Consider the following 23809-nt stretch of genomic DNA (forward strand, 5'->3'; position numbering starts at 1 on the left):
CGTGGGGGCTCCTGCTCGGAGGGGCGCGGGGCGGGGGCGGGGCGGGGGGGGGGCGGGTCCGGCGCGCCGGCGCCGGGCCGCGGCGGTCAGTAGTGCAGCTCGACGTCGTCGTCCGCGCGGGTCGGGGCGGTGCGGGGCCGGGCGAACCAGGCGAGCACCACGGTGAGGACCACGGTCAGCGGGACGCCCACGAACTTCAGGGCGGGCACCGCGGGCACCACCAGGAAGGTGATGAGGGCGCCCACGGCGAGGGCGATCAGGGTGGTGCGCGGGGCCTTGTAGGACATGATCGCCTGCACGAACACGGCGCCGAGGACGGCGGGCAGGATGTATGTGCCGACCACGAGCATGAGGTCGGCCGGCAGCACGGAGACGAGCCAGGTGCCCAGCAGGCCCACGAACACGAAGAGGCTGAGCAGGTGCACGGTGGCGGCGCCGCAGATGGCCATCACGGCGGCCACGTCGCCGCGGGGCGTGCCCGGGCGGGCCTTGACGGTGTCCTGCGCCACGACGGCGGCCGGCAGCAGCTTGGAGGAGATGTTGCCGATCATGAACGCCTGGTACATCGCGGAGGAGCCCAGCACGGGGAAGTAGGACAGCGGCTCCACGATCCAGAGCACGCCGAACACGAGGGCGACGGCCACGTAGGCCTTGAGGATCTCCTGCGGGGTGACGCCGAGGTCCGTGAAGAAGTACAGGTAGGCGGGGCCGGCGAGCGAGAGCAGCAGGCCGACGAGCATGGTGGCGGTGCCCACGCGGCTCGTGGTGCGCACGAAGCCGGCCATGGCGTCCGGGGCGGGCGCGGTGACGGGGGCGGCGGCGGTGGTGGTCATGGGGTCCTCCGGGGGGACGGGGTGGTCTGGGGCGGCGACGGGAGGGTGTGGGCGGCGCGTCAGGCCGCGGGGGCGAGCAGGGCCTGGTGTGCGAGATAGGCGGCGGCGAGGCCCACGATGATCGAGATGCCCAGGGCCCACTCCTTGAGCCAGTCGGCCTTGAGGGCGCGGGCCACGAGGAGCAGCAGGAGCATGACGGCGGCGGAGACGGCCGTGGTGATCACGTGCACGGGGGACTTGGGGAACTCCCCGAGGGTGAGGCCCGCGAAGGCGCCCAGCAGGGCGGCGGCCGGGATCACGGTGAGCACCACGGGGTTCACATCGGAGAGGCGCGCGGAGCCGCGCTTGAGGAGGGGCGTGAAGAGCAGGGTGGCCACCATCCAGCCGGCGCCGGCCAGGGACATGGTGATGAACGCCAGGGCGAACACGTGCTGGTCGTAGCCGGGCCCGCCCAGGGGCGCGCCGGCGGACTCGGCCGCGATCTTGGCGGCGCCGGTCTCGAACGCGGCCGAGCCGATCAGGCCGATGCGCACGAGCACCGCGGGGGTGCCGAACAGGGCGAGCAGGGCGATGGCCACCACGACGACGGCCAGGGACGGGCCCACGGACGCGATCGCCCCGGAGCGGAACGCGGTGGACAGCTCCGCGCGCTCGATGCCGAGGCCGGGGGCGGCCCGGCGCGCGGCCCGCACGTAGAGGGCGGACTGGACGATGATGACGGCGAAGACGCCCAGGGCGAAGACCCAGAGGACGGGCGAGTTCGCGAGGGAGAGGACGTCCGAGGACCGGGGGTCCACGGTGCGCGTGAGCAGGGGCATGATCGCCTCCGGGTCGGTGGAACGGTGCTCGCACCACTGTGATGCCGCTCACGTCCACCGGCAACGATCTGGAGGATCGGCCACGGATGTGGCCGGATCCGTCACCCCTCCCACGCGCGGTGGCGCCCGCCCCGCTTGCGTGCGTGGAGCACGAGGGTCGTGTCGACGGAATCGGCCAGCGGGGCCCAGTCCGACGACGTCATCAGGGCGTAGAGCTCCTGGTTGGTGCGGCAGGTGACGTCCGCGACCACCTGGTGCTCGCCGGCCACCGCGACGGCGTAGCGCACCCGCGGGTCCCGGGCCAGGCGGCGGCCCAGCTCCTCCACGGACCCCGGGGCGGCGCGCATCCACAGCAGCGCCTCGACGGGCAGCCCCACCGCCGACGGCTCCACGAGGGCACGGACCTGGAGCCGCGCCGAGCCGAGCAGCGCCGCCACGCGGCGGGCCGCCGTCGACTCCGAGACGTCGGCCGCGCGGGCCAGCACGTCCATGGTGGCCCGGCCGTCCGCCTCGAGGGCCTCGGCGAGCCGCAGGTCCGTGCCGGTGAGCGGGTCGAGCGTGGGGTGCATCGCGGAGAGCTCGGGGCCGTCCTCGCCGCTGAGCGCGGCGACCTGTTCGGCGCTGAGCGCGCCGGTGGTCCACTTGCGGATGGTCCGGAAGTAGCGCAGCACGGGGTACGTGTTGGCGCGGACGACGCCCACGGTGGCGGGCAGCTCGTTGACCAGCACCGGGCGCATCCGGCCCGGGTCGAAGATCAGCTCGGCCACGCAGTCCGCCCCGCCCGTCACGGCGTAGGCGAACGTGGTGTCCGCGCGCTGGGCTAGCGCCTCCGTGGTCACGCGGGCGATCCCCGGCGCGGCCTCGACCCTCAGCAGCGCCGTCTCGGCGCGGACCCGCATCCCCGCGACCACCACCGCGCCCGTCTCGATCAGCGCCGCACCGCGACGGGCCACCGAGCGCTCCGGCTCGTCCAGGACGCGGGCGATCCGCCGCCAGGGCGCGCGCGGGTCGACCTGCAGCGCCGTGGCGATCCGCAGGTCGAGGCCGGTGAGCGCCGTCGTCGTCATGGGCGGTGGGCCGGGGCGCCCGCGCTCAGGCGCCGCGCAGCCCGCCCTGCCACAGCGCGGCGAACGGGGTGCGCCCGGCCACCGCCTGCTCGATGCCGGAGCGGACGAACTCCTTCGCGCGGCGGGCGGCCTCGAGCGGTGTCGCGCCCTTGGCCAGCTCAGCGGTCACCGCGGCGGCCAGCGAGCAGCCCGCGCCGGAGACGCCGGCCTCGCCGATCTTCGGGGCGGAGAGCACCTCCACGGTGTCCGCGTCCACGAACACGTCCACGGCGTCCGGGCCGGGCAGGTGCATGCCGCCCTTGGCCAGGACGGCCGCGCCGGAGACCTCGTGGATGCGCCGCGCGGCGGCCACGAGGTCGTCCACGGAGTGCACGGTCATGCCGGAGAGCTGCTCGGTCTCGAAGTGGTTCGGGGTGGTGAAGGTGGCCAGGGGCAGCAGCTCCGCCTTCAGCGCCTGATCCGTGTCCAGCGCGTGGCCCGGCTCCTGGCCCTTGCAGATGAGGACCGGGTCCAGCACCACGTGGTCCCACTCCTGACGGCGCAGGGCCGCGGCCGAGGTGCGGATGACCTCCGGGGAGCCCTGCATGCCCAGCTTCACGGTGCGCAGCAGCTCCGGGTAGTCCTGCTGGACGGCCTCGAGCTGGTGCTCGAGCACCTCGGTGGGCACGGGGAAGAAGCGGTGGTTCCAGTCGTCCTTCGGGTCGAAGGAGACGATGCAGGTCAGGGCGATGATGCCGAAGACGCCCAGCTCCTGGAACGTCTTGAGGTCGGCCTGGGCACCGGCACCGCCGGTGGCCTCGGACCCGGCGATGGCCAGGGCGAGGGCGGGGACGGCGTCGTGGTTCTGGGAGGCGGGGGCGGTCTGCGACATGGGGCCATCGTAGGGCCCGCACGGCGGCGCGCGTCCCGCCCGCGGGGACGCCGGACGGGAAGCCTGAGCGTGCCGATGGTGTTCACTGTGGGCAGGGCCCTCGGCACACCCGCGCCCGCCCGGGCGCCCCGAGGGGCCCGCGAAGGAGGGGGCGCGTGCTCGAGTTCCTCACCGGCACGGGTCTGGCCACGTCGGCCGGGCTCAACGCCTACATCCCCATGCTGGCCCTGGGCCTGCTGGACCGGTTCACGGGCCTCGTGGACCTGCCCGCGGGCTGGACCTGGCTCTCCGCCGACGCCTCCCTCTGGATCCTCGGCGTCCTGCTCCTGCTCGAGGTCGTGGCGGACAAGTTCCCTGGGGTCGACGCGGTCAACGACGCCGTCCAGACCGTCGTGCGCCCCGCGGCCGGCGGCATCGTGTTCGCCTCGGGCGTCGGCACGGAGACGACGGCGGTCCACGACCCCGGCGCCCTGTTCGGCGGGTCCGGCTGGGTCCCGGTGCTCATCGGCGCGGGCATTGCGCTCGCGGTGCACCTGGCGAAGGCGGGCACGCGCGTGGGCGCGAACACGGTCACGGTGGGGGCCGCCGCGCCCGTGCTCTCGGCGGCCGAGGATGTCTCGGCCGCTGGCCTCGTCGCGGCCGCGCTGTTCCTGCCGGTGCTGGTCGCCGTGCTGGTGGTCGCCGTCGTCGTGGGCCTGTGGCTGCTGGCCCGGCGGTTCCGCGCTCGGCGGACGCGAGGCCGTGCTGCTGCCGCCGCGGGCGGGTCAGAATGGACCGCATGATCCTCATCAACCTGAAGTTCACCGTCCAGCCCGAGCGTGCCGACGAGTGGATGGACGCCGTCGCGAAGTACACCGCGGACGTGCGTTCCGAGCCCGGCAACCTGTTCTTCGAGTGGTACCGCCCGGTGGAGGGCGGCCCCAACGAGTACCTCCTGATCGAGGGGTTCACCGATGAGGGCGCGAAGGCCCACGTGGAGTCGCCGCACTTCCAGGAGGGCATCGACGCCATGCGCCCCCTGCTGGCGAGCACCCCGCAGATCATCTCCGAGCACGTGGACGCCGAGGGCTTCGGCCCCATGGGCGAGCTGCAGATCGACTGACCCGCGGCCGGGCCCGCCCGGGGTCCGGGAGTGCAGGGGGAGGCGCGGCGCGCGCCCCCGGGGCGGCGCCCGCGTCATCATGACGACGCATGGGCGCCGCCTCTGTGTTCCGCATCACACCGGGGCTACGGTGGGGGCATGAGCACCGAGCAGAACAGCACCCAGATTCCCGCCTACCGGGCCGCGCACGTCCCCGCCGGGCAGGACCTGGGCCACCGCTGGTCCACCCGCGTGGCCGACCACGAGGACCCGGCGGACCGTCGCGCCATCCGCCAGATCGCCGAGCTCACGTTCGAGTCCTCCGCCGAGGCCGACCTCGTGGAGGAGCTGGCCGGCGGCGGCGAGGGCTGGCTGCCGCAGTACTCCCTCGTGGCCATGACCGCCTCCATCCCCGGCACCGACCTGCAGTCCGACCCCATGGGCTACGGCACCCTCGTGCGCGCCCACGTGGGCGAGGCCGAGGTGCTCGCCCTCGCGCCGCACGGCGTCCTGCCCGAGCATCAGGGCGAGGGCGCGGGCACCGCGATCGTCAACGCCCTGCTGCAGAAGGCCCAGGGCGACGGCGAGAAGGTCGTGGTGGTCTACGGCTGGCCCGAGTACTACGCGAAGTTCGGCTTCCGCCCCGGCGCCGAGCACGGGGTCACCGCCGCGTTCGCGGACCAGCCCGAGGCCCTGCAGGTGCTCACGCTCCAGGACGACGCCGAGGTGCCCTCCGGCGAGTTCCGCTACCCGCCGGCCTTCGGCGCGGAGAACGCGCAGGTGGCCGGCCGCGCCTGAGCGGCGGCGCCGCCCGCGCGCGTCAGCCGAGGAGCCGCCGCACCGCCTCCAGTGTCCGCTCGGCGGCGGAGGGCTCGGCCGTGAGCCGCGCGACGACCTCGGCGAGGTCCGCGCGCAGGCCGGCCTCGGCGTCGTCGTCGGGGGAGTGCAGCCAGGCGCGCAGCGCGCGGTTGTGGACCGCCACCACGGCCGCCGCGAGCCCGACGGCGACCCCGCCCCGGGCGGGCGTGTCCGGCAGGGCGTCCGCGAGCCAGGCCGAGAACAGCTCCTCGTAGCGGTGCGAGGTGAGCAGCTCGCGCGTGCGCAGCGCCTGCGAGCCGCGCAGCAGGCGGGCGCGTGCCTGGGCCCGCTCGGGGTCGCGCGTGTGGTGGCGGAAGACCTGGAGGACGGCCTCGTCGAGGGCCTCGCGCACCCCGAGCGCGGTGCCCCGCAGGAACTCCTCGAGGTGGGCGAGCAGCGCCGCGTGGTCGGCGAAGACCACCTCCTCCTTGCCGCCCAGGTTCCGGAAGAAGCTGGCGCGGCTCATGCCGGCCTCGCGGGCGAGCTGGTCCGCGGTGACGGCGTCGTAGCCCTGGCGATCCAGGAGGTGGATGAGGGCGGTGAGGGTGTCCTCGGCGGGCGTCGACATGCGGGCCATCGTGCCATGTGCGGACACTCTGGTGAGACTCCGTCTGACTCGGTGAGATTCCGTGTCACTCCGTGTAGGGTGACAGCTGACACCCGACCCAGCCCCGGAGGCTCCGCCATGACCGAGAACCTGCCCACCGCCGAGCCCGACTACGACGTCGCCGCGCCGCTCGACACCGACTTCTACCTCGCGCTCGGGGACGTCTCCCACGACGAGAAGGAGGTCTGGCGCCGCGCCCGCGCCTTCGCCCTCGAGCCGGACGTGCTGCCCCGGATCCGCGAAGCCTGGGACCGCCACGAGTACCCGATCGACCTCGTCGCCCGCCTGGGCGCGGCCGACCTGCTGCGCGACGGCGTGCCCGTGGACGGGCTGCCCGAGGTCTCCCGCGTGGCCGCGGGCCTGGCCATGATGGAGCTGTCCCGCCTGGACGGCTCGATCGCCACGGTCGCCGGCGTGCAGGGCGGCCTGGCCATGCGCTCCATCCAGCTCTGCGGCAGCGACGAGCAGCGTGCCGAGCTCCTGCCCGCCATGTCCCGCGGCGAGCTCTACGGCGCGTTCGCCCTGACCGAGCCCACCCACGGCTCCGACTCCGTCTCCCTCGAGACCCGCGCCGAGCGCGTGGACGGCGGCTGGCGGCTGCGCGGGCACAAGAAGTGGATCGGCAACGGCGCCGCCGGCGGCGTCTCCGTGGTCTGGGCGCGCAGCGCCGAGGACGAGCAGGTCCGCGGGTTCATCGTCCGCCAGGAGTCCGAGGGCTACACGGCCGAGGTCATCAAGGGCAAGGTGGCCCTGCGCGCCATCGACCAGGCCCACATCACCCTCGACGGCGTGTTCGTCCCCGACGCCGACGTCCTGCCCGAGGCCCGCTCGTTCAAGGACACCTCGCGCGTCCTCTTCGCCACCCGCGTGGGCGTGGCGTGGTCCGCGCTCGGGCAGGCCGTGGGCTGCTACGAGGCCGCCGTCCAGTACGCCGGGCAGCGGATCCAGTTCGGCCGGCCGCTGGCCTCCGCCCAGACCGTGCAGACCCGTCTCGCGGAGATGCTCTCCCAGCTGACGCAGGTGCAGCTGCTCGTGCTGCGCGCCACGCGCCTGGAGGACGAGGGCCGCCTCACCGGGCCCATGGCCTCCCTGGCCAAGTACTCCGCCACGCGCGCGGCCCGCTCGATCGCCGCCAACGCCCGCGACATGCTCGGCGGCAACGGCATCCTCATCCAGAACGAGGTGGCCCGCCACTTCGCGGACATCGAGGCCATGCACACCTACGAGGGCACCGAGACGGTCCAGGGGCTGATCATCGGCCGCGACATCACGGGGATCGGCGCCTTCGCCTGACGCGTGGGGGCGGGCAGGCCTGACGACGACGGCGCCCCGCGGCCCCGCCTGGCCCCGCGTGAGCCCCGGCCTCGCGGCCCCGCCTGACTCCGGAGCCCCCCGCCTCAGCCCTTTGGCGCGTAGTACCGCCCGAGGGTCTCGGCCTTGAGGTCGGCGAACGTGCCGTCCTGCATCGATGCGCGGATGCGGTCCACCAGGGACACCGTGAACCGCTCGTTGTGGATGGAGATGAGGGTGTGCGCCACCATCTCCTTCGCCTTGAACAGGTGGCGGATGTAGGCGCGGGAGTAGTGGGCGCACGTGTAGCAGTCGCACTCGGGGTCCAGCGGACCGAAGTCGCGCTTGTACTTCGCGCCGGGCAGGTTGTAGCGGCCGTCTCGGGTGTAGAACGCGCCGGTGCGGGCCACACGGGTGGGGGAGACGCAGTCGAAGGTGTCGGCGCCGTTCTCGACGGCGGTGAACAGGTCGTCCGGCTCGGAGATGCCGAGCAGGTGGCGCGGCCTGTCCTCGGGCAGCTCCTGGGCGCACCAGCCCACGATGGTCCCGAGGTTCTCCTTCTCCAGGGCCCCGCCCACGCCGTAGCCGTCGAAGCCGGTGCTCACGCCGTCGACGTCGCCGCCGCCGGCGAACTCCGTGCGCATCCCCGCGAGGTCCCGGCAGGCTTTGCGGCGCAGGTCCTCGTACTGGGCGCCCTGGATCACGCCGAACAGCGCCTGGTAGGGGCGGTCGGCGCGCTCGCGGGTCAGGCGGGCGTGCTCGTCGAGGCAGCGCTGCGCCCAGCGGCGGGTCCGCTCGAGCGCCTCCTCCTGGTAGCCGCGGGAGTTGTGCAGGGTGGTCAGCTCGTCGAACGCGAACATCACGTCGGCGCCGAGGCGGTGCTGGATCCCCACGGAGACCTCGGGGGTGAAGCGGTGGCGGTCGCCGGTGAGGTGGGACTTGAACCACACGCCGTCGTCGTCCACGTTGGCGAGGCGCTCCTTGCCGGGGGCGACGGCGTCGTCGGCGCCCTGCCCGTCCGGGGCGGAGGGGCCCTTCATGTCGATGACCTTCTTGAACCCGGAGCCCAGGGACATGACCTGGAAGCCGCCGGAGTCGGTGAAGGTGGGGCCGGGCCAGTTCATGAAGGCGCCGAGGCCGCCGGCCTCGTCGAGCAGGTCGTCGCCGGGCTGCAGGTACAGGTGGTAGGCGTTGGCCAGCAGCGCCTGCGCGCCGAGCTCGGCCATGGACTCCGGCAGCACGGCCTTGACGGTGGCCTGCGTGGCCACGGGGATGAACGCGGGGGTCTGGATCTGCCCGTGCGGCGTGCTGATCACGCCGGTGCGGCCGAGCGGGGCGCCGTCCACGCCGCCCGCCTCGAGCCGGTGGGTCACCTCGAAGCCGAAGTGCGAGGGGTGCGCGGGGGCGCCGGAGGAGGACGACGACGGCGCGGGGCCGGGGGACGTGTCAGGCATGGGTTCCAGGGTAGTGGGGCGGGACGGCGGCAGGGGCGGCCCCCGAGGGAGGCCGCCCCTGCCGTCGTCGTGGCGACGGGCGTGCGGCGACGGAGCGCGCTGGGCGCGCCGCCACCGCCGCCGCGTCACTGCACGCGGATCTGCGTGGTGTCCACGACCTTCCCCTCGTGGAGGATGTCCACGGTGCCGGTGTAGACGCTGGTGCCGTCGGTGTCCAGCGTGCCGTGGAAGACGTGGGTCTGGCCGGGCTTCACCGCGGCCGAGGCCGGGTCGAAGCTCAGCACGCCGTTGTCGCCGGCGCCGGCCTGCGGGAAGAACACGCGCAGGGTGTAGTCGATCGGCTCGTCGTGCTCCACGCCGTCGGCGCCGGTCTTGGCCACCACGAAGATCCGGTGCTGCGGGGCCGAGCTGTAGATCGGGCCCTGGAACACCTCCATGCCGGTGCCGCGCGTGACGGAGCGGGCCACCGGGTAGGACGTCCACGAGCCGGTGACGTAGACGTCCAGGTCCACGTCCTCCGCCGAGGTCTCCGCCTCGATCCGCACGGTGGGGTAGCCGCGCGGGTAGGCGAAGTCGTGCCCGGTCAGGGCCGGGTCGGTGGAGTCGAAGAACGTGCGGCGCACGGTGGTGCCGATGTGCTCGGTGCCGGCGGTGAGGCCGTTGACGCGGGTGGTGAAGGTGCCGTCCACGCCGGAGAGCACGGGCAGCTCCAGCCCGTCGGCGTCCCGGCCCACGGTCACGGAGGCGGGGGCGTCGGCGACACCGGGGCGCGCGACCACGGGGATGCGCACCTCCTTGCCCGCGGGGCCGGACCACACGACGTGCCCGGTGGCCCACTGGCCGGCGGGGGCGCCGGCGGCGGTCAGGGTGATCTCCACGTCCTGCTCCTGGCCGCGCCGCGGCTGGATCACCTGCGGGGACACGGACACGTCCATGCCCTCCATGCCCTCCACGCGGGCGGTCCACACGCCGTTGTTGCCGCCCACGTTCTTCAGGGTGCGGGTCACGGTCTGCGAGCCGTAGAGCTCGCCGACGGCGATGGAGGGGACGTTGAGGTCCGAGGCGTCGATCGGGGTCTCGGAGACGGGCTCGCCGCTGCCGGAGAACACGATGCCCTGGCCTGCGAGGTAGTCGTACCAGTCGCCCTGGTCGGTGTCGAAGACGAGGCCCGGGTCGAGGATCTTCGTGGGGTCCACGAAGCCGGCGCCCTCGGCGAACGGGGAGGTGGCCGAGGCGTGGTCGCCCGCCGTCGTCATCAGGGAGGACTTGATCTCCATGGGACCGAGGTCCGGGCGGCCCTGCTTCACGAGTGCGGCCAGGCCGGCGACGTGCGGGGAGGACATGGAGGTGCCGGAGGAGTAGGCGAAGTCCTCGCCGGCCTCGTCCGGGGAGTAGGCGGCGAGCACGTCCACGCCGGGCGCGGAGACGTCCGGCTTGAGCAGGTCGGAGGCGGCGGCCAGGGACGGGCCCCGCGAGGAGAACCCGGCGACCTCGGGAACGCGGGTGGTGGTGCCCTCGGTGGTGGGCAGGATGCGGCCGGTGGGCTCCTCGGTGTCCACGTAGGCCAGCAGGCGGTCGCGCTCGGTGTGGGGCAGGTGCACGGCGGGCAGGGCGTGCAGGTCCGCGTTGAGGCCGGAGTCGGAGACGTTCACGAGCACCATGCCCGCGCCGCCGGCGTCGGCCACCACCTGGGACTTCTCGGCGCGGGCGTTCTCGCCGCGGTCGCAGACCACGAGCATGTCGGCGGCCGCCGCGGCGTCGAGGGTGCCGGGCAGGCAGAGCGCGGCCCGCGCGGCGTCGACCCCGTCCGCGGCGAGGTCGGCGGCGTGGACCATGGGGGTCTCCGCCTCGAGGGGCGCGGTGATGGACGAGCCGATGAAGCGCTGGCCGTCCCCGGTGACGAGGGTCTGCTCGTAGACCGCGTGGGTGGACGCGGCCACGGTGGTGATCCACGGGGAGGGGTGCGCCGTCGTCGAGACGGTGGGGCCGGAGTTGCCGGAGGACGCGGCCACGAACACGCCGGCCGCGGCGGCGTGCATGAACGCCACCTCCACCGGGTCCACCACGTTGGAGGTGGTGCCGGAGATGGAGTAGTTGAGCACGTCCACCCCGTCCTCCACGGCGGCGTTGATCGCGGCCACCGTGTCCGAGGTGGCGCAGCCGCCGCTCGGCACGCCCTCCCAGCAGGCCTTGTAGGCGGCGACGTGTGCGCCCGGGGCCATGCCGGAGATCTCGCCGCGCGGGGTGCCGTCGACGACGGCGGGCACGCCCGCGTTGCCGGCGGCGGTGGAGGCGGTGTGGGTGCCGTGGCCGCCCGCGTCCAGCGGGGAGAGGGTCTCCACGGGGGCCAGGCGCCCGGCGCCGAAGCCCTGCACGAAGTACTTGGCGCCGATCAGCTTGTCGTTGCAGGAGTCGTCCGGGAAGGCCTCCTCGTCGCCGGTCTCGCAGCCGCCGGCCCAGTCGGCCGGGGCCGCCGGGTGGCCCCGGTCCAGGAAGGAGGCGGCCTCCGGGCGGATGCCGGAGTCCACCACGCCCACGACGACGCCGCGCCCCGCGTCCGTGGCGGGCGCCTTCTTGCCCACCACCTGCGCCCACAGGCCCTTCTTGCCGGTGAGGCCGAGGAAGTCCGGGGAGGAGACGGTGTCCGGCTGCCGGATCTCGTCCGGCACCACGGCGAGCACGGCCGGGTCGGAGGCGAGCGCGGCGGCCTCCTGGGCGGTGAGCTCGCCCGCGAAGCCGTTGAGGCTGGTGGTGTAGCGGGTGTGCGGGGCGGCCTCGGCGCCGGCGCGCTCGAGCGCCCGGTCCTGGCCGCGCTCCAGGTGCGCGGCGTACTTCTTCGCGTTCGCGCTCTTCGGGTTGAACCCCTTGTCCCGGCCGAGCCCCTTGCCGGGCTTGGTGGGCGCATAGCCCGGGGTGCCGCCGTCGTACGAGGCGACCGGGGCCTCGGCCATGAGGACGATGTAGCCGCCGTCCTCGAAGACCTCGGGGGCGGTGCGCGGCCCCTGGTCGGCGGTGCCGGCCGCGCGGGTCACGGCGGTGACGGCGTCGGCCTCGGCGGCTGCGGGGGCGCCGGTCCCGGACGTGGCGCCGGCGGCCGAGGCGCCGGTGAGCACCAGCGCGAGTGCCGAGGTCATGCCCAGCGCGCGGTGGCGGCGTGAGAGCGGGGGAGTCATGGAGGGGCCCTTCCTGAGTGGGATGACGTCGGGATCGCGGGCCGCACCGGAGGTGCGGCGCCCTGCTGGGTGCTGCGGTGAGAGGTGCAGGATGCGGTGCGGGGCGGCCCGCGAAGCCGTGCCACCCATCACAGCACCATGACGGATGTCACACATGGTTCTGGGCTAGCGTGAACACGTCATGGCGGGATCCCGCCACCGTCTCGCGCGTCGGCCCGGAGGTCCCTCCGGGCTCGTCCGACCGACGCCGGATGGGCCGTCGTCGACCTCGGAAGAAGGGAGGGGCCGTGACCTCCACGGGATCCGCCGGGCTGGACCCGGCCGACGTCGCCGCCTTCCGCGCCCTCCTGGCGCGCCCCGAGACACCTGCCGAGGAGCTCGACGACGACGCCGTGGCCCGCCTCGCCGAGCTCGGCCTGGTGCGCCGGGGCGAGGACGGGTCCCTCGCGGTGATGCCGCCGCACCGGCCCCTGCTCGCCGAGGCGCATCGAGCCCAGGCCCGTGCCGACGCCCTCCGCGAGGCCGCCGAGGTCCTGCGGGGCGAGTTCCGCCGTCGTCCCGGGGCGGGCCGGGAGGCGATCGAGGTGGTGGTCGGCGGCACGGAGATCGTGGGGGCCGCCGTGCAATTGACCCGCCAGGCCCGGCGGATCGTGCGCGGCTTCGACCGCGGCCCCTACTTCCATGCCGAGGCGCTGCCGGAGGCCGCGCAGTCCCGCTCCTGGGAGCGCGGGGTCCACTGGCACGTGATCTTCGAGGGCAGGTCCCTGCAGTCCGAGCCGCCCGAGCGCTGGGAGCTGCTCGGCTCCACACCCGGAGAGACCGGCCGGATCCTGCCGCGGCTGCCGTTCAAGCTGCTGATCGCCGACGATGCTGTCGCGCTGATCGGCCTCGCCGGCGTCGCCGGGCAGGGGGAGGGGCTCGTGGTGCGCGGATCCCTGCTGGTGGACGCGCTCGTGCGGCTGTTCGAGCTGCAGTGGGAGATGGCGGTGCCGATCGCCGACGTCGCGGGGCCGGACGACGACGCCGCGGCCCTCACCGAGCAGGAGCGGCGCCTCCTGGCGATGCTCAGCTCCGGGATGACGGACGAGGCGATGGCCCGCGCCGTCGGCCTCTCGCACCGCACCGTGCAGCGGCGCCTGGCCGAGCTCGCCCGCCGGGTGGGTGCCGAGGGCCGGTTCCAGCTGGGCGTGCAGGCGGCCCGCCGCGGCTGGGTGTGAGGGAACGCATTGAGCCGACCGACCTCCAGCGACATCACCGCCGGGCAGAACGGCGGCGAGGTCGCTCAGCGTCGGCCGGGGCTCAGCACCTGCTTCTGACGACCACCGCTGGGGACCTCACCGAGGACGCGACCACGCTGCGCGTGCCGGGAGCGGGCCGAGGCGTCGTTCCCGGGCTGAGGTCTTGCGGGGGTGCCGTCATGTCCCGGTGGACGTGGCCCCCTTGTCCGCTGCAGCCGGCCCTTCCGCGAGGCGCCCCTGCTCGTCGCGTGTCCAGCGGGTCCCGGCAGCATCGGTGAAGGCCAGCGACGTGACCCGGAAGCGCTCGGCGTTGGTCAGGGGCCGTGGCACGATGGCCAGTTCATCGGATTGGACGCCGTAACCCCACTCGTTCTTTCCGAGCTCGAAGTACGTCCGTCCGGGCGGGAACATGGCCGCTTCGAGAGCAGGCACGGGGTATTTCGAGGTGATCATCGCGTGTCCGTCATAGACGGGGACCTGAGACGAGTTCTCGATGGCCAGAAACCACCGCCGACGCACCGTCGCTGCGAGGTTGTGCTCACGCTCGGCCACGACGCACATCCAGGCGGCCACCTGTCGCGCTTGCTCCTGCCGCTCGCGGTCCTCCTGGCGCTGGTCTCGCTGTCCCTCCACCCGTCCCAGACGCCAGGACTCGAACGCCGACCAGCCGGCGGCCACGAGGGCGAGCAGGGAGATCGCGAGAGTGGTCCAGCCCAGGGCGTCCATCACAGGAGTCCTTCCTGGTGGGGAGACACCCCGCGCTTGATGGTCTTGGGCACCTTGCGCTCGGCTGCGGTCGGGACGGGAAGGTCGGCGGCGGTGATGAGCTCGCCGGCCAGGATCGCAGCGAGCAGCTCGGCCTGCTGGTCGCCGAGTGCCACCGTCTCCGTCAGTACGCGGAGGAGGTCCAGCAGCTCGTCGTTCCACTCGTCCGCCCATTCCGTGGGACGGATGCGGTCCAGGGGCGTTGCGGCCTTGCCTGCCGCTCTGCCGATGCCCTTGGCCGTCCGGGCACCGAGCCACTTGTCCACGATGTTCATGCCGGAGACGGAGAACGCGCGCACCTCGGGTGATACGCCGGTGATGACGCCGTCTCCCACGCGCAGTTCGCGGGAAGCGGCGTCATAGGAGAGGGAGGCCGTGTCCGCAGGGATCTGCGTGACCGCCTCGGACCAGCCGAGCCCGGGGACGCGGGGGACCCGCCCGCGGGGCCGGTCGGCGGACGTGAAGCGCTCTCCGTAGGTCTGCAGCCACAGCAGACGCTCGCCGAGGGCGACGGCGGCATCCCACAGTGACGCATCCGTCGTGAGCGGCCACGGCCCCCACATAGGCGGCCAGGTCCTCGGGCGTCACGTCGTGCCCGAGGCGATCCGCGAGCAGTTCGAGCAGACCGGAGGTGACGTTGGGTTCGGCGGCTCCTGCGTCCCGGTAGAGCGGGATGACGTCCTTGCCGCCGAACGAGCCGACGTAGTGGTGCAGGTCCGGAACTGCCGTGGCGACCGTCACCGCGGGGCCACCGCTGGTCCGCGCGGTCTTGGGGGAGACGAGGAACAGCTGGCGGTCGGACAGCGCCTGCCACAGCGCCGGGCTCTCCGTCTTCGCCAGGCGAGGGTCATCGAAGGTCCACTGGCGGTCGAAGGACCGCCACGCTAGCCGGACCACGGGTTCAGGGTCGGCATCGACGGGCAGGCTCGCCAGAGTCGGCAGCCCGGCCACGGCGGTGTGGATGGTCCGCCCGGAACTGCCCGGAACGAATCGTTCCAACCGGGCGTCGGCGTCGTCGTCGGCAAGGAGCACCCGCCAGCGCCGGCGCAGGGTCTGCGGGTCCGGCGCCACGGGCCAGGCGCGGTTGAACTTGATCCCCGGCTGCTGCCAGGGGAACAGGTCCGCCAGCAGGGGCATGGCGGTCCACTCCTCGCCGCCGCTCGACGGCACGAAGGGTGCGCCGTCGGGCGCCGAGACCTGCTCCCAGCCGTCGGCGGCGTCCAGGCGCTGGATCCGGTCCAGCGCCGCGAACTTCTCCGCCCGCGTGCCTCGGAGCCGCCGGTAACGGACCATCGCCTCCCGCGCCGCCTTGCCGGTGCGCACCAGCGTCACGATGGCCACCGGGGTCTGGATGTCGAAGACGTTCTCCTCCTTGCGGGCTCCCCGCCCCTCGCCGCCGAGGTCCATCACCCAGATCTCGCTCGCCGTTGCCTGAGCCAGCCGTCGCAGCCCCACGAACGCCGGACCCGTCAGCCAGGACGAGGCCGTGATGAAGGAGAAGACCGCGTGGTCCTTGGGGTCCTGCTGGAACGCCTTCCAGATCGCCCAGCGCCAGAAGTACACGTACAGGTTGTACAGGGACGCTTGGGCGGAGAAGATCACGCCGGAGTCCTGGGCCGGCTTGATGACGTCGTCGAACAACGCGTCCCCGGAGCCGCTGCCCTGTTCTACCCAGCCGCCCGTGCCGGAGGTGACGCGGTCGTAGGGCGGGTTGCCGATCGCCACCGTGATCTGCTGATCGCGCTTGACGCGGCGGGCCGACTCGGCAGCCTCCGCCAGCACCCGTGCGTCGCCGAAGAGCCCCGTGGGCATGCCCGCAGACGGGTCCTCCAGGGTGTCGGTCAGGTACACGCCGATCTCCTCGGCCTGGAAGGCATGCCCCTGGGCCTCCGCCAGGCGCTGGCCGATGCGCAGGTGCGCCACCGAGTACGGCCCGGGCAGCAGCTCGAAGGCCTCGGCCTGCTGGTCATGATCAGCGGCATCGTCGGCGGCAACACCAGTCGTGCGCTCGATCCGCAGGACTTCCGTGGTTTCGCGCTCAGCGACCCCGTTGCCCCCTCATCTTCGTGAACGGCACCGATGCGCCGGTGGCACAGCACTTCACGCTCCTCCATGAAACCGCGCACATCGTTCTGGGCCACAGCGCCGTCTCCGGCAGTCGGCTGCGGGGCGGGACGGGGGAAGAGGCCTGGTGCAACCGCGTGGCGTCCGCGGCCCTGGTGCCGTTGGACGAGGTCCGACGTGCTCGCCGAGACTCTGCCGGCGTGCCGCTGGCGGAGCTGGTGGAGGACCTCGCGGCCCGGTATTGCGTCAGCCGCAGCGTCATCTACCTTCGCCTGCGTGTGGCGGGGCTGGTGAGCGAGGACGTCGTCTCCAGGCACTTCGAGGAGCAGGACGCGGATGCGCCGGGGCGCACGCCACGTCGGCGACGCGAGAGCGGGGGCGACTACTACCGGACCGCGACCGTACGACTGGGAAGCCGCTCATCCGCGCGGTGCTGCGGAGCACCCGCGAGGGCCACACCAGCTACCGCGAGGCAATGCGGCTGATGGGCACGCACAAGATCGAGGTGCCGCATGAGATGGGCCGGCAGGCAGGGGTCGCGTGATGTTGTTGCTGGACGCCGACACGTTGATCCAGGCGAAGAACACGTACGACGCGTTCGACTTCGCGCCGGGGTTCTGGGACTGGCTCGATCGTGGCCATGCCGCGGGCCTGCTGGCCAGCGTGGAGGCTGTCGGACAGGAACTCAAGCGCGGACACGATGAACTCGCAGACTGGGCGTCCGCACGCCCGTCCTTCTTCGTCCAGCCCGGAGCGGCCGTGCCGGGGAGCATCGCCCAGCTGGCCGCCTGGGTCCACGGCCAGGCACAGTACACTGCCGCCGCGAGGCAGGAGTTCCTCGCAGGCGCCGGCGACCTCTTCTTGATCGCCCAGGCGCACGGCGGCAGCCACGCAGTGGTGACGTCAGAACAGTCGCGGCCCGAGTCCAAGAAGCGGGTCATGATCCCCGATGTCTGCCAGGCGGTCGGCGTCCCGTGCGTCGACCTCTTTGGCGCCCTGCGGGCGACCGGAGGACTGATGCTGGTCCTCTCTCCCGCTTCCTGAGCCCGGACCCCTCAGCCGAACACGCGACGGAAGTTCTCCAGGATCCGCGGCGGCTCGGGGGCCGGCGTCGACTCGATGCGCGCGAACGTGTTCTCGGCGTCCTCCGGGTCCACGTACCCGTGGTGCAGGTAGATGCGCAGCCGCTCCACGAGCCCGGCCTGGTCCAGCTCGGGGTGGAACTGGGTGGCGTACTGGCGCCGTCCCAGGCGGAACATCTGCGTGGGGCAGGCCTCGCCGGTCGCCAGCACGACGGCGCCCGGAGGCGGGACCGTCAGCCCCTCCTTGTGCCCCACGTAGGCGGTGAAGCGTGGTGGCAGGCCCTCCAGCAGCGGATCCGCGGCGCCGGCCTCGGTGAGAGTGACGTCGGTGGGTCCGGCGGGCTCGGCGTGGGTGCCGTCCACGGTGCCGCCGGCGTGCGCGCCGAGCGTGCCCACGCCGTAGCAGCAGCCCAGGAACGGGGCGTCAGCGTCGAGGACGGCGTCCAGCATGCGTCCCAGCTCGAGCTCGACCGCCACCTGCAGCTCGTCCTTCGTCTCCTGCGGGACGGACGAGGTGTAGGGGCTGCCGGAGAGGATCACGCCGGCGTGCCCGGCCACGAGCGCGGCCCAGTCCTGGCGGGCGTCGGGGTCGGCGTCGAGGGCGCGGTCCAGGCGCAGGGCGGACAGCTGGTGCTCGGCGAAGCCGCCGAGGTGGCGGACGGCCTCCTCCTCGGCGCGCGCGGCCTCGTCCTCGGGGCGGGTCTGGATGAGCAGGAACGGCCGTCCCGACGGCGGCGCGTCGGCGGACGGGGCGGGCTGCGGCGCGGACGGGGTGCTCATCCTCGCAGACTAGCGGGGCGCGGACCCGGGACCGCCGGGACGACGCCCCGTGGCACCGCCCCCACGCTTTCGTGCGGGAAACGGGAGCCTTCCCACCCCCGTTCCCGTTTCCCACACGAAAGTGATCGGTGCTTTCGTGCGGGAAACGGGAGCCTTGCCACGGCGTCAGCGGCCGGACCAGGGCCGCTCGTCCGAGGCCCACGGCAGGGGGCGGACCTTCTCCTCGGGGTGCGGGTCCGACGCCAGGCGGCCGTACAGGTGCACGTCGTGCCGGCGGCCGTCGATGAGGAAGTGCCCGCGCTGCGTGCCCTCATGCAGGAAGCCGGCCGCGCGGGCCACGGCGCCGGACGTCGGGTTGTTCGCCCGGTGCCCCAGCTCGAGGCGCTCGAGGCCGCCCTCGGCGAGCTCCGCGTCCGCGACGGTCGCGGCCGCGCGCGCCATGATCGCGTCCCCGCGCCAGGCGGAGTTCAGCCAGTACGCGAACCACCCGGAGCGGTTCTCCTCATCCCGGACCACGGTGACCAGGCCGATCAGCCGGTCCGTGCCCGGGTCCACGATGGCGACGGCGTCCATCGCCTCGGACTCCAACAGCCGGTCCACGTAGGCACGCGCGGTGGCCTCGTCGGAGACGTCGCCCTGGCGTGCCATGCCCACGGGGTCGGAGCGGAAGCCTTCGAGGACGGCGTCGGCGTCGTCGGAGTGCAGGGGTCGGAGCTGGGCGCGAGCGGTGCCGGTCATGCCGGGAGCATAGTCGCCGCGGGGCCCGGAATGTGAGCCACGCCACCCCTTCTGCTCCCCCCCTCCGCCCTCACCGCCTTCGTGCGGGAAACGGGAGCCTCTCCCGATCGTTTCGTGCGGGAAACGGGAGGCACCCCGCCCAGCCGGCGCCGGCCGGGAGCCGCGTGGCGTCCGCCACCCGCCCCCGCGCCCGATCTCACGTCCGCCGCGGGAGTCGGACCGGCCGTCGTCGCGGCTTCACTCCCAGGACCGGACCGCCCGCCGCCGCCCCTCCATCTGTCCCACCCCCGGACCCCCACGACCCGCCGAAGGGACCCGCCGCGTGCGCCTGGCCGCCGTCAACCCGATCCCCGGCCTGTTCACCATCGCGCCCGCGGACCGCGACCACGAGGTCGGCCTCCGCGTGGGCGTCACGGTGCTCGTGCCGCTGCTGGTCCTGCTCGCCACGCACCGCATGGACCTCGCGGTGTACGCCGTGTTCGGGGCCTTCACCGGCATCTACGGGCGCAACCTGCAGCACGGTCCCCGACTGCAGGCCCAGCTGCACGGCGGCGGCCTCATGCTCGCGGTGCTCGCCGCGGCCACGCTTGCCGGCCACCTGGGCGTCTCCGAGCAGGCCGACCCCTGGGGCCTGGTGCTGTGGACCACCGTGGTGGCCGGCGTCTGCGCGTTCGTGTGGGCGCTCGCGGTGGGCATGGCCTCGCGGGTGCACCCGGGGCGGCGCCACCAGATCGTGTGGCCGGACACGGTGCTCCACGACGACGGCGCCCGCCGCCTGATCCTGTGGGAGGCGGCCTGGTACGTGGTCGCCGCCGGCGTGGCCGGCGTGGTGGCCACCCTGCTCGCGGCCCCGGCGGGGGTGCACCACAACTACTGGGCGATGGTGGCCGCCGTCGTGCCCCTCGTGGGGCACTCGGCCCGGTACCGGGTGAGCCGCGGCCTGCAGCGCGTGATCGGCACGTTCCTGGGGCTGGTGCTCACCGCGGGCATCATCCTGCTGGACCCGCCCGTGATCGTGCTGGTGCTGATCATCGCGGTGCTGCAGGTGGCGGCGGAGCTGTACATCGCGCGGCAGTACGTGATCGCGCAGACCGTGGTGACGCCGCTGGCCCTGCTGTCCACCATGCTCGTGGGCGTGACCGCGGGCGGGGCCGGCTCGCTCATGGCCGCCGGCGGACTGCAGCACCTGGCCGACCGCGGCGTGGAGACCGTGATCGGCGCCATCGTGGGCATCGTGTGCGGGCTCTTCCCGTGGGCGTGGCGGCGGTGGGTCTGGGGCTCCACGGACCCGACGCGCGAGATTCCGGTGGTCCGCCCGTCTGGCAGCTGAGCAGGGGCCCGCCGAGGGGTGCGGGGTGCCCGGGGCGCCGCCGTCGTCCGCCTGGCGCCGAGGCGTCAGCGGCTCAGGAACGAGCCGAGGTCGCCGGCCAGGCTCAGCAGGTGGAACAGCCCGCCGCCGATCCCCACGGCCGCGACGAGCAGTCCGACCCAGTGCGAATAGCCGCGGTACTCGTGGGACTGGATGACGCCCACGAGGGCGAGCAGCGCGCCGGGGACCACGAGGCAGGCCGGTCACGTGAAGGAGGCGATGACGAGCGCGAGCCCGGCTGCCGAGATCTGCGTCCGCGTGAGGAAAGTGCGCCGGTCGTCCTTGCGCTCCACGAGGTTGCCCTCCGGGTCGCGGTAGTGGTCGGCGGTGCCGTCGAGGCGGGGCTCGGGCTGCGGGGTCATGGGTGGGCCTTCCGGGGCTCGTGGGATCGAGCCGGCGTGGGCGGGCGGAAGGGCGCTCGTGGGGCGGACGTCCGAGGGGACGGGTCCGCCGCCGAGGGGGATGGCCCGAGGGCCGAGTCTAGGCCCGGCAGGCTCCCGTTTCCCGCACGAAAGCGCCCCGGCGGGCTCCCGTTTCCCGCACGAAAGCGCTGGGGCAGGGGGAGCGCCGGGGCGCCGGATCAGGAGCGCGCGGCGGTCTTCGCGTCGAGGTCGCGTGCGAGGCCGCGCAGTGTGCCGAGCTCGCGGGCGATCCGCGAGTCCAGGTCCGCGTCCGTGAGCGTCTCGGAGCCGCCGCGGCCGCGCAGGTAGAGCAGCTGGGCGAACCGGGCGCGCCGCCAGCGGTACTCTGCCTCGGCGTCGCGGGCCTGCAGGGCCCGGGAGATCTCGCGGTCGTAGAGCTGCGGCTCGTTGAGCTGGCGCTGGCGCACCTCGAGCACGCGCGCGGCGCGGCCGGGCTCGGAGGGGACCTCGTCCGCCTCGTGCAGCCGCTTCCCCAGGTTCGCGGCCACGATGTGCTCGCCCTCGTCCCGCAGGATCTGCGAGGCCAGGGCCAGGCCGGCCTGGATGGACTTCCAGCGTCCCACGGCGCCGTCCCACGGCAGATTGGTCAGCAGGCCCAGGGCCGCGAGCGTGCCCTCGGTGTCCTCGTGCAGCAGGTAGAGGCGCTCGGCCATGCCGAACAGGTCCTCCAGCTGGGAGCCGGAGCGCAGGTTCAGGCCGTGCGAGAGCCGGGCGGCGGTGGCGGTGAGCTCGGTGTCCTCGAGGTGCCGCTTGCCGACGGCGACGATCCGCTCCTCGGGGGAGCCTGCGTCCACGGGGGAGAAGGTGGTGTCCGGGACGGCCCTGCGCTCCTCCGGGCGGTCCGTGCGGACCCGGATCACGGAGCCGTGCGCGATCTTGACCTCGCGGCCGCCCTCGAGGGTGGCGATCACGAGCGCGGGGGTGCCGAAGTCGTCCCGCATCACCCGGGTCGACGCCACGGGCGGGGCGGGCTCGCCGCGGCGGGTCAGGAAGCTGTCCCCGGGCTGCACGTCCTGGGATTTCAGATGGCGGAGGTAACCGCCGGCGATCGGGGCCATGCTCAGCGCCCCCATCCCACGTGGGCGAGGGCCTGGCGCACCAGGTCCCCGCGGCCGCCGATGAACTCGGCCTGGATGTCCTGGCCGAGGGCCTCCTCGGGGGTGAGCCAGGTCAGCTCGAGCGCGTTCTGGCGCGGCTGGCACTCACCCGTCACCGGCACCACGTAGACCAGGGCCACGGCGTGCTGGCGGTCGTCCGTCAGCCCGGTCTCGGACGGCGCCGGGAAGTACTCGGCGACGGTGCAGGGGACCACCGACGGCGGCAGCTGCGGGAAGGCGAGCGGGCCGAGGTCCTTCTCCAGGTGGCGCATCAGCGCGGCGCGGATGGTCTCCCGGTACTGGACGCGGCCGGAGACGAACGTCCGCTGGAACGTGCCGGTCTCGTCCGCCACGTAGAGCAGGCCGATCTCGGTGACGTAACCGAGGGAGTCCAGCCGCACCGGGATGGCCTCCACATACACCATGGGCAGCCGACGCCGGGCCTCGTAGAGGTCCTCGTCGGACAGCCAGCCCGGATTCGGGTCGGGGGTGCGCACGCTCATGGTTCTGTTCTACCGGAGTTCCGCGCCGGGGGCACACCGGGTCCCGCGTGTTCCGCTCACCACTTGGCGCGGAAGTACTGCCGGGCCATCGGCACCTGCTCCGAGGGGACGTCGAGCGCGAGGGCGGCCGCGGTCGGCCAGTTCGGGTTCGCCAGGGCGGCGCGGCCCACGCAGACGGCGTCGGCGCGGTCCTCGTCCACCACGGCTGCGACCTCCTCGGCGCCGGTCAGCGAGCCGACGGCGGACACCACGATCCCCTCGGTGGCCTCCTTCACGGCGGTGGCCAGCGGCACCTGATAGCCCGGGCCCTGGGGGCCCTCGTAGGTGTCCCCGATGCCCGCGGAGGACAGATCGAACCAGTGCACCTGTCCCTGCAGCTCCTGCGCCAGGCGGACGGTCTCCTCGATGCTCCAGCCGCCCTCGACCCAGTCGGAGCCGGAGATGCGGATGCCGAGGACCTTGTCTGCGGGCCACACCTCGCGCACGGCCGCCACGACCTCCTTGAGGAAGCGGGTGCGGCCCTCGAAGTCCCCGCCGTACTCGTCGGTCCGGGTGTTGGTCAGCGGTGAGAGGAACTGGTGGATGAGGTAGCCGTGGGCGGCGTGCAGCTGCACGGCACCGAAGCCGGCACGGTCGGCGCGCTCGGCGGCGTCGGCGAAGGCCTGGACGGTCTCCCGGATCTCGTCCACCCGCATCGCGTGGGTGCGGATCTCCATGGAGTTGGTGGCCACGCCGGAGGGGGAGAGGGTCTCCCAGGAGTCGGGGCCCTCGAGGATCGGCTGCCCGGCGGGCGCGCCCGGGTGCATGGGGACGGTGGAGGCCTTGGCGCCGGCGTGGCCGAGCTGGATGGCGGGCAGGGCACCCTCGGAGGCGATGTACTCGGCGATCGGCGCCCACGCGTCCCGCTGCTCGTCGTTCCACAGGCCGGTGTCCCACGGGGAGATGCGCCCCTCGGGCGTGACGGCGGTGGCCTCGGCCACCACGATCCCGAAACCGCCGGCCGCGCGGGCGCCCAGGTGCTGGAACTGCCAACCGTGCGGGACGCCGTCGCGCGCCTCGCACGAGTACTGGCACATCGGCGGCAGGATCAGGCGGTTGCGCACGCGCACGCCGTTGATCTCGATCGGTCCGAAGATCGCGGGCACGGCGGGGGCGTCGGTCAGCGGGGTGGCGGTCTGAGTCATGCACCCCACCCTACGAGCGGGTCCGGACACGGGAGGGCACGCGTCCGCCGCGGGCGGAAGGGTGGGCCGGCCCATGCGACGAGAGAAGTCGTCACCGTCGCTGCGTCCACCCCTACCCTGGGCCCATGCCCTCCTACCGCGCCCGCCTGCAGATCGGCGATCTCCTGCCCGGCCACCGGCCCGAAGAGGTCATGGACCTGGCCGAGGCGGCCGTCCAGGCCACGCACGTGCTCGCGGCCAAGGACATCGAGGTCGTCGCGCGCGTCCCGCGGATCGTGCTGCGCTTCACGGTGCCCGGCTCGCACCGGGCGGGGGAGGACGCCGAGGCCGCCGAGGTGGCGCGGCGGATGGCGGAGGCGGTGGCCGACGTCGCCGTGACGGGCGGCCTGGACGTGCTGCGGCGCGACGGCGGCCGGTGGGTCCCCGTGCCGCCCTCGCCCGAGCGCTGAGCAGGACCCCCGACCGAGCCCCCGCCCGAGCCCTCGAACGTTCCCCGGGGCCGGCCGGTCAGCGGG

25 protein-coding genes and 1 pseudogene are annotated in these 23809 nt (G+C 73.8%); 10 read left to right on the forward strand and 16 right to left on the reverse strand.

The features are described 5' to 3' along the window. Positions 1-86: 86 nt before the first annotated feature. The 4 genes from NWP10_RS04205 to NWP10_RS04220 form a co-directional block, all read right to left on the reverse strand. Positions 87-833, reverse strand: a complete 747-nt coding sequence (locus NWP10_RS04205) for a hypothetical protein (protein WP_258299975.1) — start codon at positions 831-833, stop codon at positions 87-89. Positions 834-892: 59 nt separating this feature from the next. Further along, positions 893-1651, reverse strand: a complete 759-nt coding sequence (locus NWP10_RS04210) for a DUF5058 family protein (protein WP_017488878.1) — start codon at positions 1649-1651, stop codon at positions 893-895. A 101-nt stretch (positions 1652-1752) separates the two neighbouring features. Further along, a complete protein-coding gene (locus NWP10_RS04215; protein WP_258299976.1) occupies positions 1753-2718 on the reverse strand; it encodes an Lrp/AsnC family transcriptional regulator in 966 nt (321 codons plus the stop codon). Between the two features lie 25 nt (positions 2719-2743). Next, the gene (locus NWP10_RS04220) at positions 2744-3589 is read right to left on the reverse strand and encodes a hydroxymethylpyrimidine/phosphomethylpyrimidine kinase (RefSeq protein ID WP_158493525.1); all 846 of its coding nucleotides are present in this window, start codon (positions 3587-3589) and stop codon (positions 2744-2746) included. Between the two features lie 155 nt (positions 3590-3744). Here NWP10_RS04220 and NWP10_RS04225 point away from each other — a divergent pair, with 155 nt between their 5' ends. From NWP10_RS04225 to NWP10_RS04235, 3 genes are all read left to right on the forward strand, one after another. Further along, entirely contained in the window at positions 3745-4371 is a 627-nt protein-coding gene (locus NWP10_RS04225; RefSeq protein ID WP_258299977.1) for a DUF4126 domain-containing protein, read from the forward strand. Beyond that, entirely contained in the window at positions 4368-4691 is a 324-nt protein-coding gene (locus tag NWP10_RS04230; RefSeq protein WP_017488882.1) for a putative quinol monooxygenase, read from the forward strand. The genes NWP10_RS04225 and NWP10_RS04230 overlap by 4 nt, the downstream gene beginning before the upstream one ends. 138 nt (positions 4692-4829) lie before the next feature. After that, positions 4830-5468, forward strand: coding sequence for a GNAT family N-acetyltransferase (locus NWP10_RS04235; RefSeq protein WP_258299978.1), 639 nt, complete (start codon positions 4830-4832; stop codon positions 5466-5468). 22 nt (positions 5469-5490) lie between these two features. Here the strand turns inward: NWP10_RS04235 and NWP10_RS04240 are convergent, their stop codons facing one another. After that, complete coding sequence (locus NWP10_RS04240; RefSeq protein ID WP_258299979.1) at positions 5491-6096, reverse strand: TetR/AcrR family transcriptional regulator; 606 nt, start codon at positions 6094-6096, stop codon at positions 5491-5493. 117 nt (positions 6097-6213) lie between these two features. Here NWP10_RS04240 and NWP10_RS04245 point away from each other — a divergent pair, with 117 nt between their 5' ends. After that, on the forward strand, positions 6214-7428 hold the full coding sequence (locus NWP10_RS04245; protein WP_258299980.1) for an acyl-CoA dehydrogenase family protein: 1215 nt from the start codon (positions 6214-6216) through the stop codon (positions 7426-7428). 104 nt (positions 7429-7532) lie between these two features. Here the strand turns inward: NWP10_RS04245 and tgt are convergent, their stop codons facing one another. Continuing rightward, entirely contained in the window at positions 7533-8879 is a 1347-nt protein-coding gene (tgt, locus tag NWP10_RS04250) for a tRNA guanosine(34) transglycosylase Tgt (protein ID WP_158492961.1), read from the reverse strand. 125 nt (positions 8880-9004) lie between these two features. Then, positions 9005-12052 carry a S8 family peptidase gene (locus NWP10_RS04255; protein ID WP_309137694.1) on the reverse strand — a complete coding sequence of 1016 codons (3048 nt, stop codon included), beginning with the start codon at positions 12050-12052 and terminating at the stop codon, positions 9005-9007. A 287-nt stretch (positions 12053-12339) separates the two neighbouring features. On the opposite strand from NWP10_RS04255, the gene NWP10_RS04260 reads away from it, so the two are divergent. After that, a complete protein-coding gene (locus tag NWP10_RS04260) occupies positions 12340-13269 on the forward strand; it encodes a helix-turn-helix transcriptional regulator (RefSeq protein WP_017488888.1) in 930 nt (309 codons plus the stop codon). 198 nt (positions 13270-13467) lie between these two features. Here NWP10_RS04260 and NWP10_RS04265 read toward each other — a convergent pair whose 3' ends face one another. After that, a complete protein-coding gene (locus NWP10_RS04265) occupies positions 13468-14016 on the reverse strand; it encodes a hypothetical protein (protein ID WP_258299981.1) in 549 nt (182 codons plus the stop codon). Then, positions 14016-15867, reverse strand: a pseudogene (locus tag NWP10_RS12435) (type ISP restriction/modification enzyme). Before NWP10_RS12435 ends, NWP10_RS04265 begins: the two are co-directional and overlap by 1 nt. A 63-nt stretch (positions 15868-15930) precedes the next feature. Between NWP10_RS12435 and NWP10_RS04275 the strand changes: the two are divergent. From NWP10_RS04275 to NWP10_RS04280, 3 genes are read left to right on the forward strand one after another with little or no spacing between them, the layout of a single operon-like run. Continuing rightward, positions 15931-16125 carry a hypothetical protein gene (locus tag NWP10_RS04275; protein WP_258299982.1) on the forward strand — a complete coding sequence of 65 codons (195 nt, stop codon included), beginning with the start codon at positions 15931-15933 and terminating at the stop codon, positions 16123-16125. Between the two features lie 17 nt (positions 16126-16142). Continuing rightward, a complete protein-coding gene (locus NWP10_RS12485) occupies positions 16143-16604 on the forward strand; it encodes an ImmA/IrrE family metallo-endopeptidase (protein WP_375162465.1) in 462 nt (153 codons plus the stop codon). 58 nt (positions 16605-16662) lie between these two features. Beyond that, positions 16663-17163 carry a DUF4411 family protein gene (locus NWP10_RS04280; protein WP_258299983.1) on the forward strand — a complete coding sequence of 167 codons (501 nt, stop codon included), beginning with the start codon at positions 16663-16665 and terminating at the stop codon, positions 17161-17163. A gap of 11 nt (positions 17164-17174) precedes the next feature. Here the strand turns inward: NWP10_RS04280 and NWP10_RS04285 are convergent, their stop codons facing one another. Together NWP10_RS04285 and NWP10_RS04290 are read right to left on the reverse strand one after the other, a co-directional pair. Next, entirely contained in the window at positions 17175-17981 is an 807-nt protein-coding gene (locus tag NWP10_RS04285; protein ID WP_258299984.1) for a glutamine amidotransferase, read from the reverse strand. 165 nt (positions 17982-18146) lie between these two features. Next, positions 18147-18719, reverse strand: coding sequence for a GNAT family N-acetyltransferase (locus NWP10_RS04290; RefSeq protein WP_258299985.1), 573 nt, complete (start codon positions 18717-18719; stop codon positions 18147-18149). Positions 18720-19041: 322 nt separating this feature from the next. Here NWP10_RS04290 and NWP10_RS04295 point away from each other — a divergent pair, with 322 nt between their 5' ends. Continuing rightward, positions 19042-20049 (forward strand): FUSC family protein, encoded by a 1008-nt coding sequence (locus NWP10_RS04295; RefSeq protein ID WP_258299986.1) that lies wholly within the window; start codon positions 19042-19044, stop codon positions 20047-20049. Between the two features lie 65 nt (positions 20050-20114). On the opposite strand, the gene NWP10_RS04300 is transcribed toward NWP10_RS04295, so the two are convergent. The 5 genes from NWP10_RS04300 to NWP10_RS04320 all read right to left on the reverse strand — a co-directional run bounded on the left by NWP10_RS04300 (position 20115) and on the right by NWP10_RS04320 (position 23294). Then, positions 20115-20279, reverse strand: coding sequence for a hypothetical protein (locus NWP10_RS04300; RefSeq protein ID WP_017489102.1), 165 nt, complete (start codon positions 20277-20279; stop codon positions 20115-20117). 12 nt (positions 20280-20291) lie between these two features. Then, positions 20292-20450: a hypothetical protein gene (locus NWP10_RS04305; protein ID WP_017489101.1), complete on the reverse strand. Its 159-nt coding sequence runs from the start codon at positions 20448-20450 to the stop codon at positions 20292-20294. A 218-nt stretch (positions 20451-20668) separates the two neighbouring features. Beyond that, entirely contained in the window at positions 20669-21568 is a 900-nt protein-coding gene (locus NWP10_RS04310) for a DUF6707 family protein (RefSeq protein ID WP_234404112.1), read from the reverse strand. A gap of 2 nt (positions 21569-21570) precedes the next feature. Further along, complete coding sequence (locus NWP10_RS04315; RefSeq protein ID WP_017489099.1) at positions 21571-22110, reverse strand: NUDIX hydrolase family protein; 540 nt, start codon at positions 22108-22110, stop codon at positions 21571-21573. A 56-nt stretch (positions 22111-22166) separates the two neighbouring features. Next, positions 22167-23294 (reverse strand): NADH:flavin oxidoreductase/NADH oxidase, encoded by a 1128-nt coding sequence (locus tag NWP10_RS04320; RefSeq protein WP_258299987.1) that lies wholly within the window; start codon positions 23292-23294, stop codon positions 22167-22169. 125 nt (positions 23295-23419) lie between these two features. On the opposite strand from NWP10_RS04320, the gene NWP10_RS04325 reads away from it, so the two are divergent. Beyond that, positions 23420-23743 carry a hypothetical protein gene (locus tag NWP10_RS04325; protein WP_017489098.1) on the forward strand — a complete coding sequence of 108 codons (324 nt, stop codon included), beginning with the start codon at positions 23420-23422 and terminating at the stop codon, positions 23741-23743. The last annotated feature ends 66 nt before the right edge of the window (positions 23744-23809 follow it).

This window comes from Micrococcus sp. HG099, assembly GCF_024723355.1.
Lineage (GTDB): Bacteria > Actinomycetota > Actinomycetes > Actinomycetales > Micrococcaceae > Micrococcus > Micrococcus endophyticus.

Bases quoted from the DNA above. Each gene is read 5' to 3' on its own strand.
- NWP10_RS04205 (WP_258299975.1), bottom strand. From the start codon at position 833: ATGACCACCACCGCCGCCGCCCCCGTCACCGCGCCCGCCCCGGACGCC.
- NWP10_RS04210 (WP_017488878.1), bottom strand. From the start codon at position 1,651: ATGCCCCTGCTCACGCGCACCGTGGACCCCCGGTCCTCGGACGTCCTC.
- NWP10_RS04215 (WP_258299976.1), bottom strand. From the start codon at position 2,718: ATGACGACGACGGCGCTCACCGGCCTCGACCTGCGGATCGCCACGGCG.
- NWP10_RS04220 (WP_158493525.1), bottom strand. From the start codon at position 3,589: ATGTCGCAGACCGCCCCCGCCTCCCAGAACCACGACGCCGTCCCCGCC.
- NWP10_RS04230 (WP_017488882.1), top strand. From the start codon at position 4,368: ATGATCCTCATCAACCTGAAGTTCACCGTCCAGCCCGAGCGTGCCGAC.
- NWP10_RS04235 (WP_258299978.1), top strand. From the start codon at position 4,830: ATGAGCACCGAGCAGAACAGCACCCAGATTCCCGCCTACCGGGCCGCG.
- NWP10_RS04240 (WP_258299979.1), bottom strand. From the start codon at position 6,096: ATGTCGACGCCCGCCGAGGACACCCTCACCGCCCTCATCCACCTCCTG.
- NWP10_RS04245 (WP_258299980.1), top strand. From the start codon at position 6,214: ATGACCGAGAACCTGCCCACCGCCGAGCCCGACTACGACGTCGCCGCG.
- tgt (WP_158492961.1), bottom strand. From the start codon at position 8,879: ATGCCTGACACGTCCCCCGGCCCCGCGCCGTCGTCGTCCTCCTCCGGC.
- NWP10_RS04255 (WP_309137694.1), bottom strand. From the start codon at position 12,052: ATGACTCCCCCGCTCTCACGCCGCCACCGCGCGCTGGGCATGACCTCG.
- NWP10_RS04265 (WP_258299981.1), bottom strand. From the start codon at position 14,016: ATGGACGCCCTGGGCTGGACCACTCTCGCGATCTCCCTGCTCGCCCTC.
- NWP10_RS04275 (WP_258299982.1), top strand. From the start codon at position 15,931: ATGCCCCTGGGCCTCCGCCAGGCGCTGGCCGATGCGCAGGTGCGCCAC.
- NWP10_RS04280 (WP_258299983.1), top strand. From the start codon at position 16,663: ATGTTGTTGCTGGACGCCGACACGTTGATCCAGGCGAAGAACACGTAC.
- NWP10_RS04285 (WP_258299984.1), bottom strand. From the start codon at position 17,981: ATGAGCACCCCGTCCGCGCCGCAGCCCGCCCCGTCCGCCGACGCGCCG.
- NWP10_RS04290 (WP_258299985.1), bottom strand. From the start codon at position 18,719: ATGACCGGCACCGCTCGCGCCCAGCTCCGACCCCTGCACTCCGACGAC.
- NWP10_RS04305 (WP_017489101.1), bottom strand. From the start codon at position 20,450: ATGACCCCGCAGCCCGAGCCCCGCCTCGACGGCACCGCCGACCACTAC.
- NWP10_RS04310 (WP_234404112.1), bottom strand. From the start codon at position 21,568: ATGGCCCCGATCGCCGGCGGTTACCTCCGCCATCTGAAATCCCAGGAC.
- NWP10_RS04315 (WP_017489099.1), bottom strand. From the start codon at position 22,110: ATGAGCGTGCGCACCCCCGACCCGAATCCGGGCTGGCTGTCCGACGAG.
- NWP10_RS04320 (WP_258299987.1), bottom strand. From the start codon at position 23,294: ATGACTCAGACCGCCACCCCGCTGACCGACGCCCCCGCCGTGCCCGCG.
- NWP10_RS04325 (WP_017489098.1), top strand. From the start codon at position 23,420: ATGCCCTCCTACCGCGCCCGCCTGCAGATCGGCGATCTCCTGCCCGGC.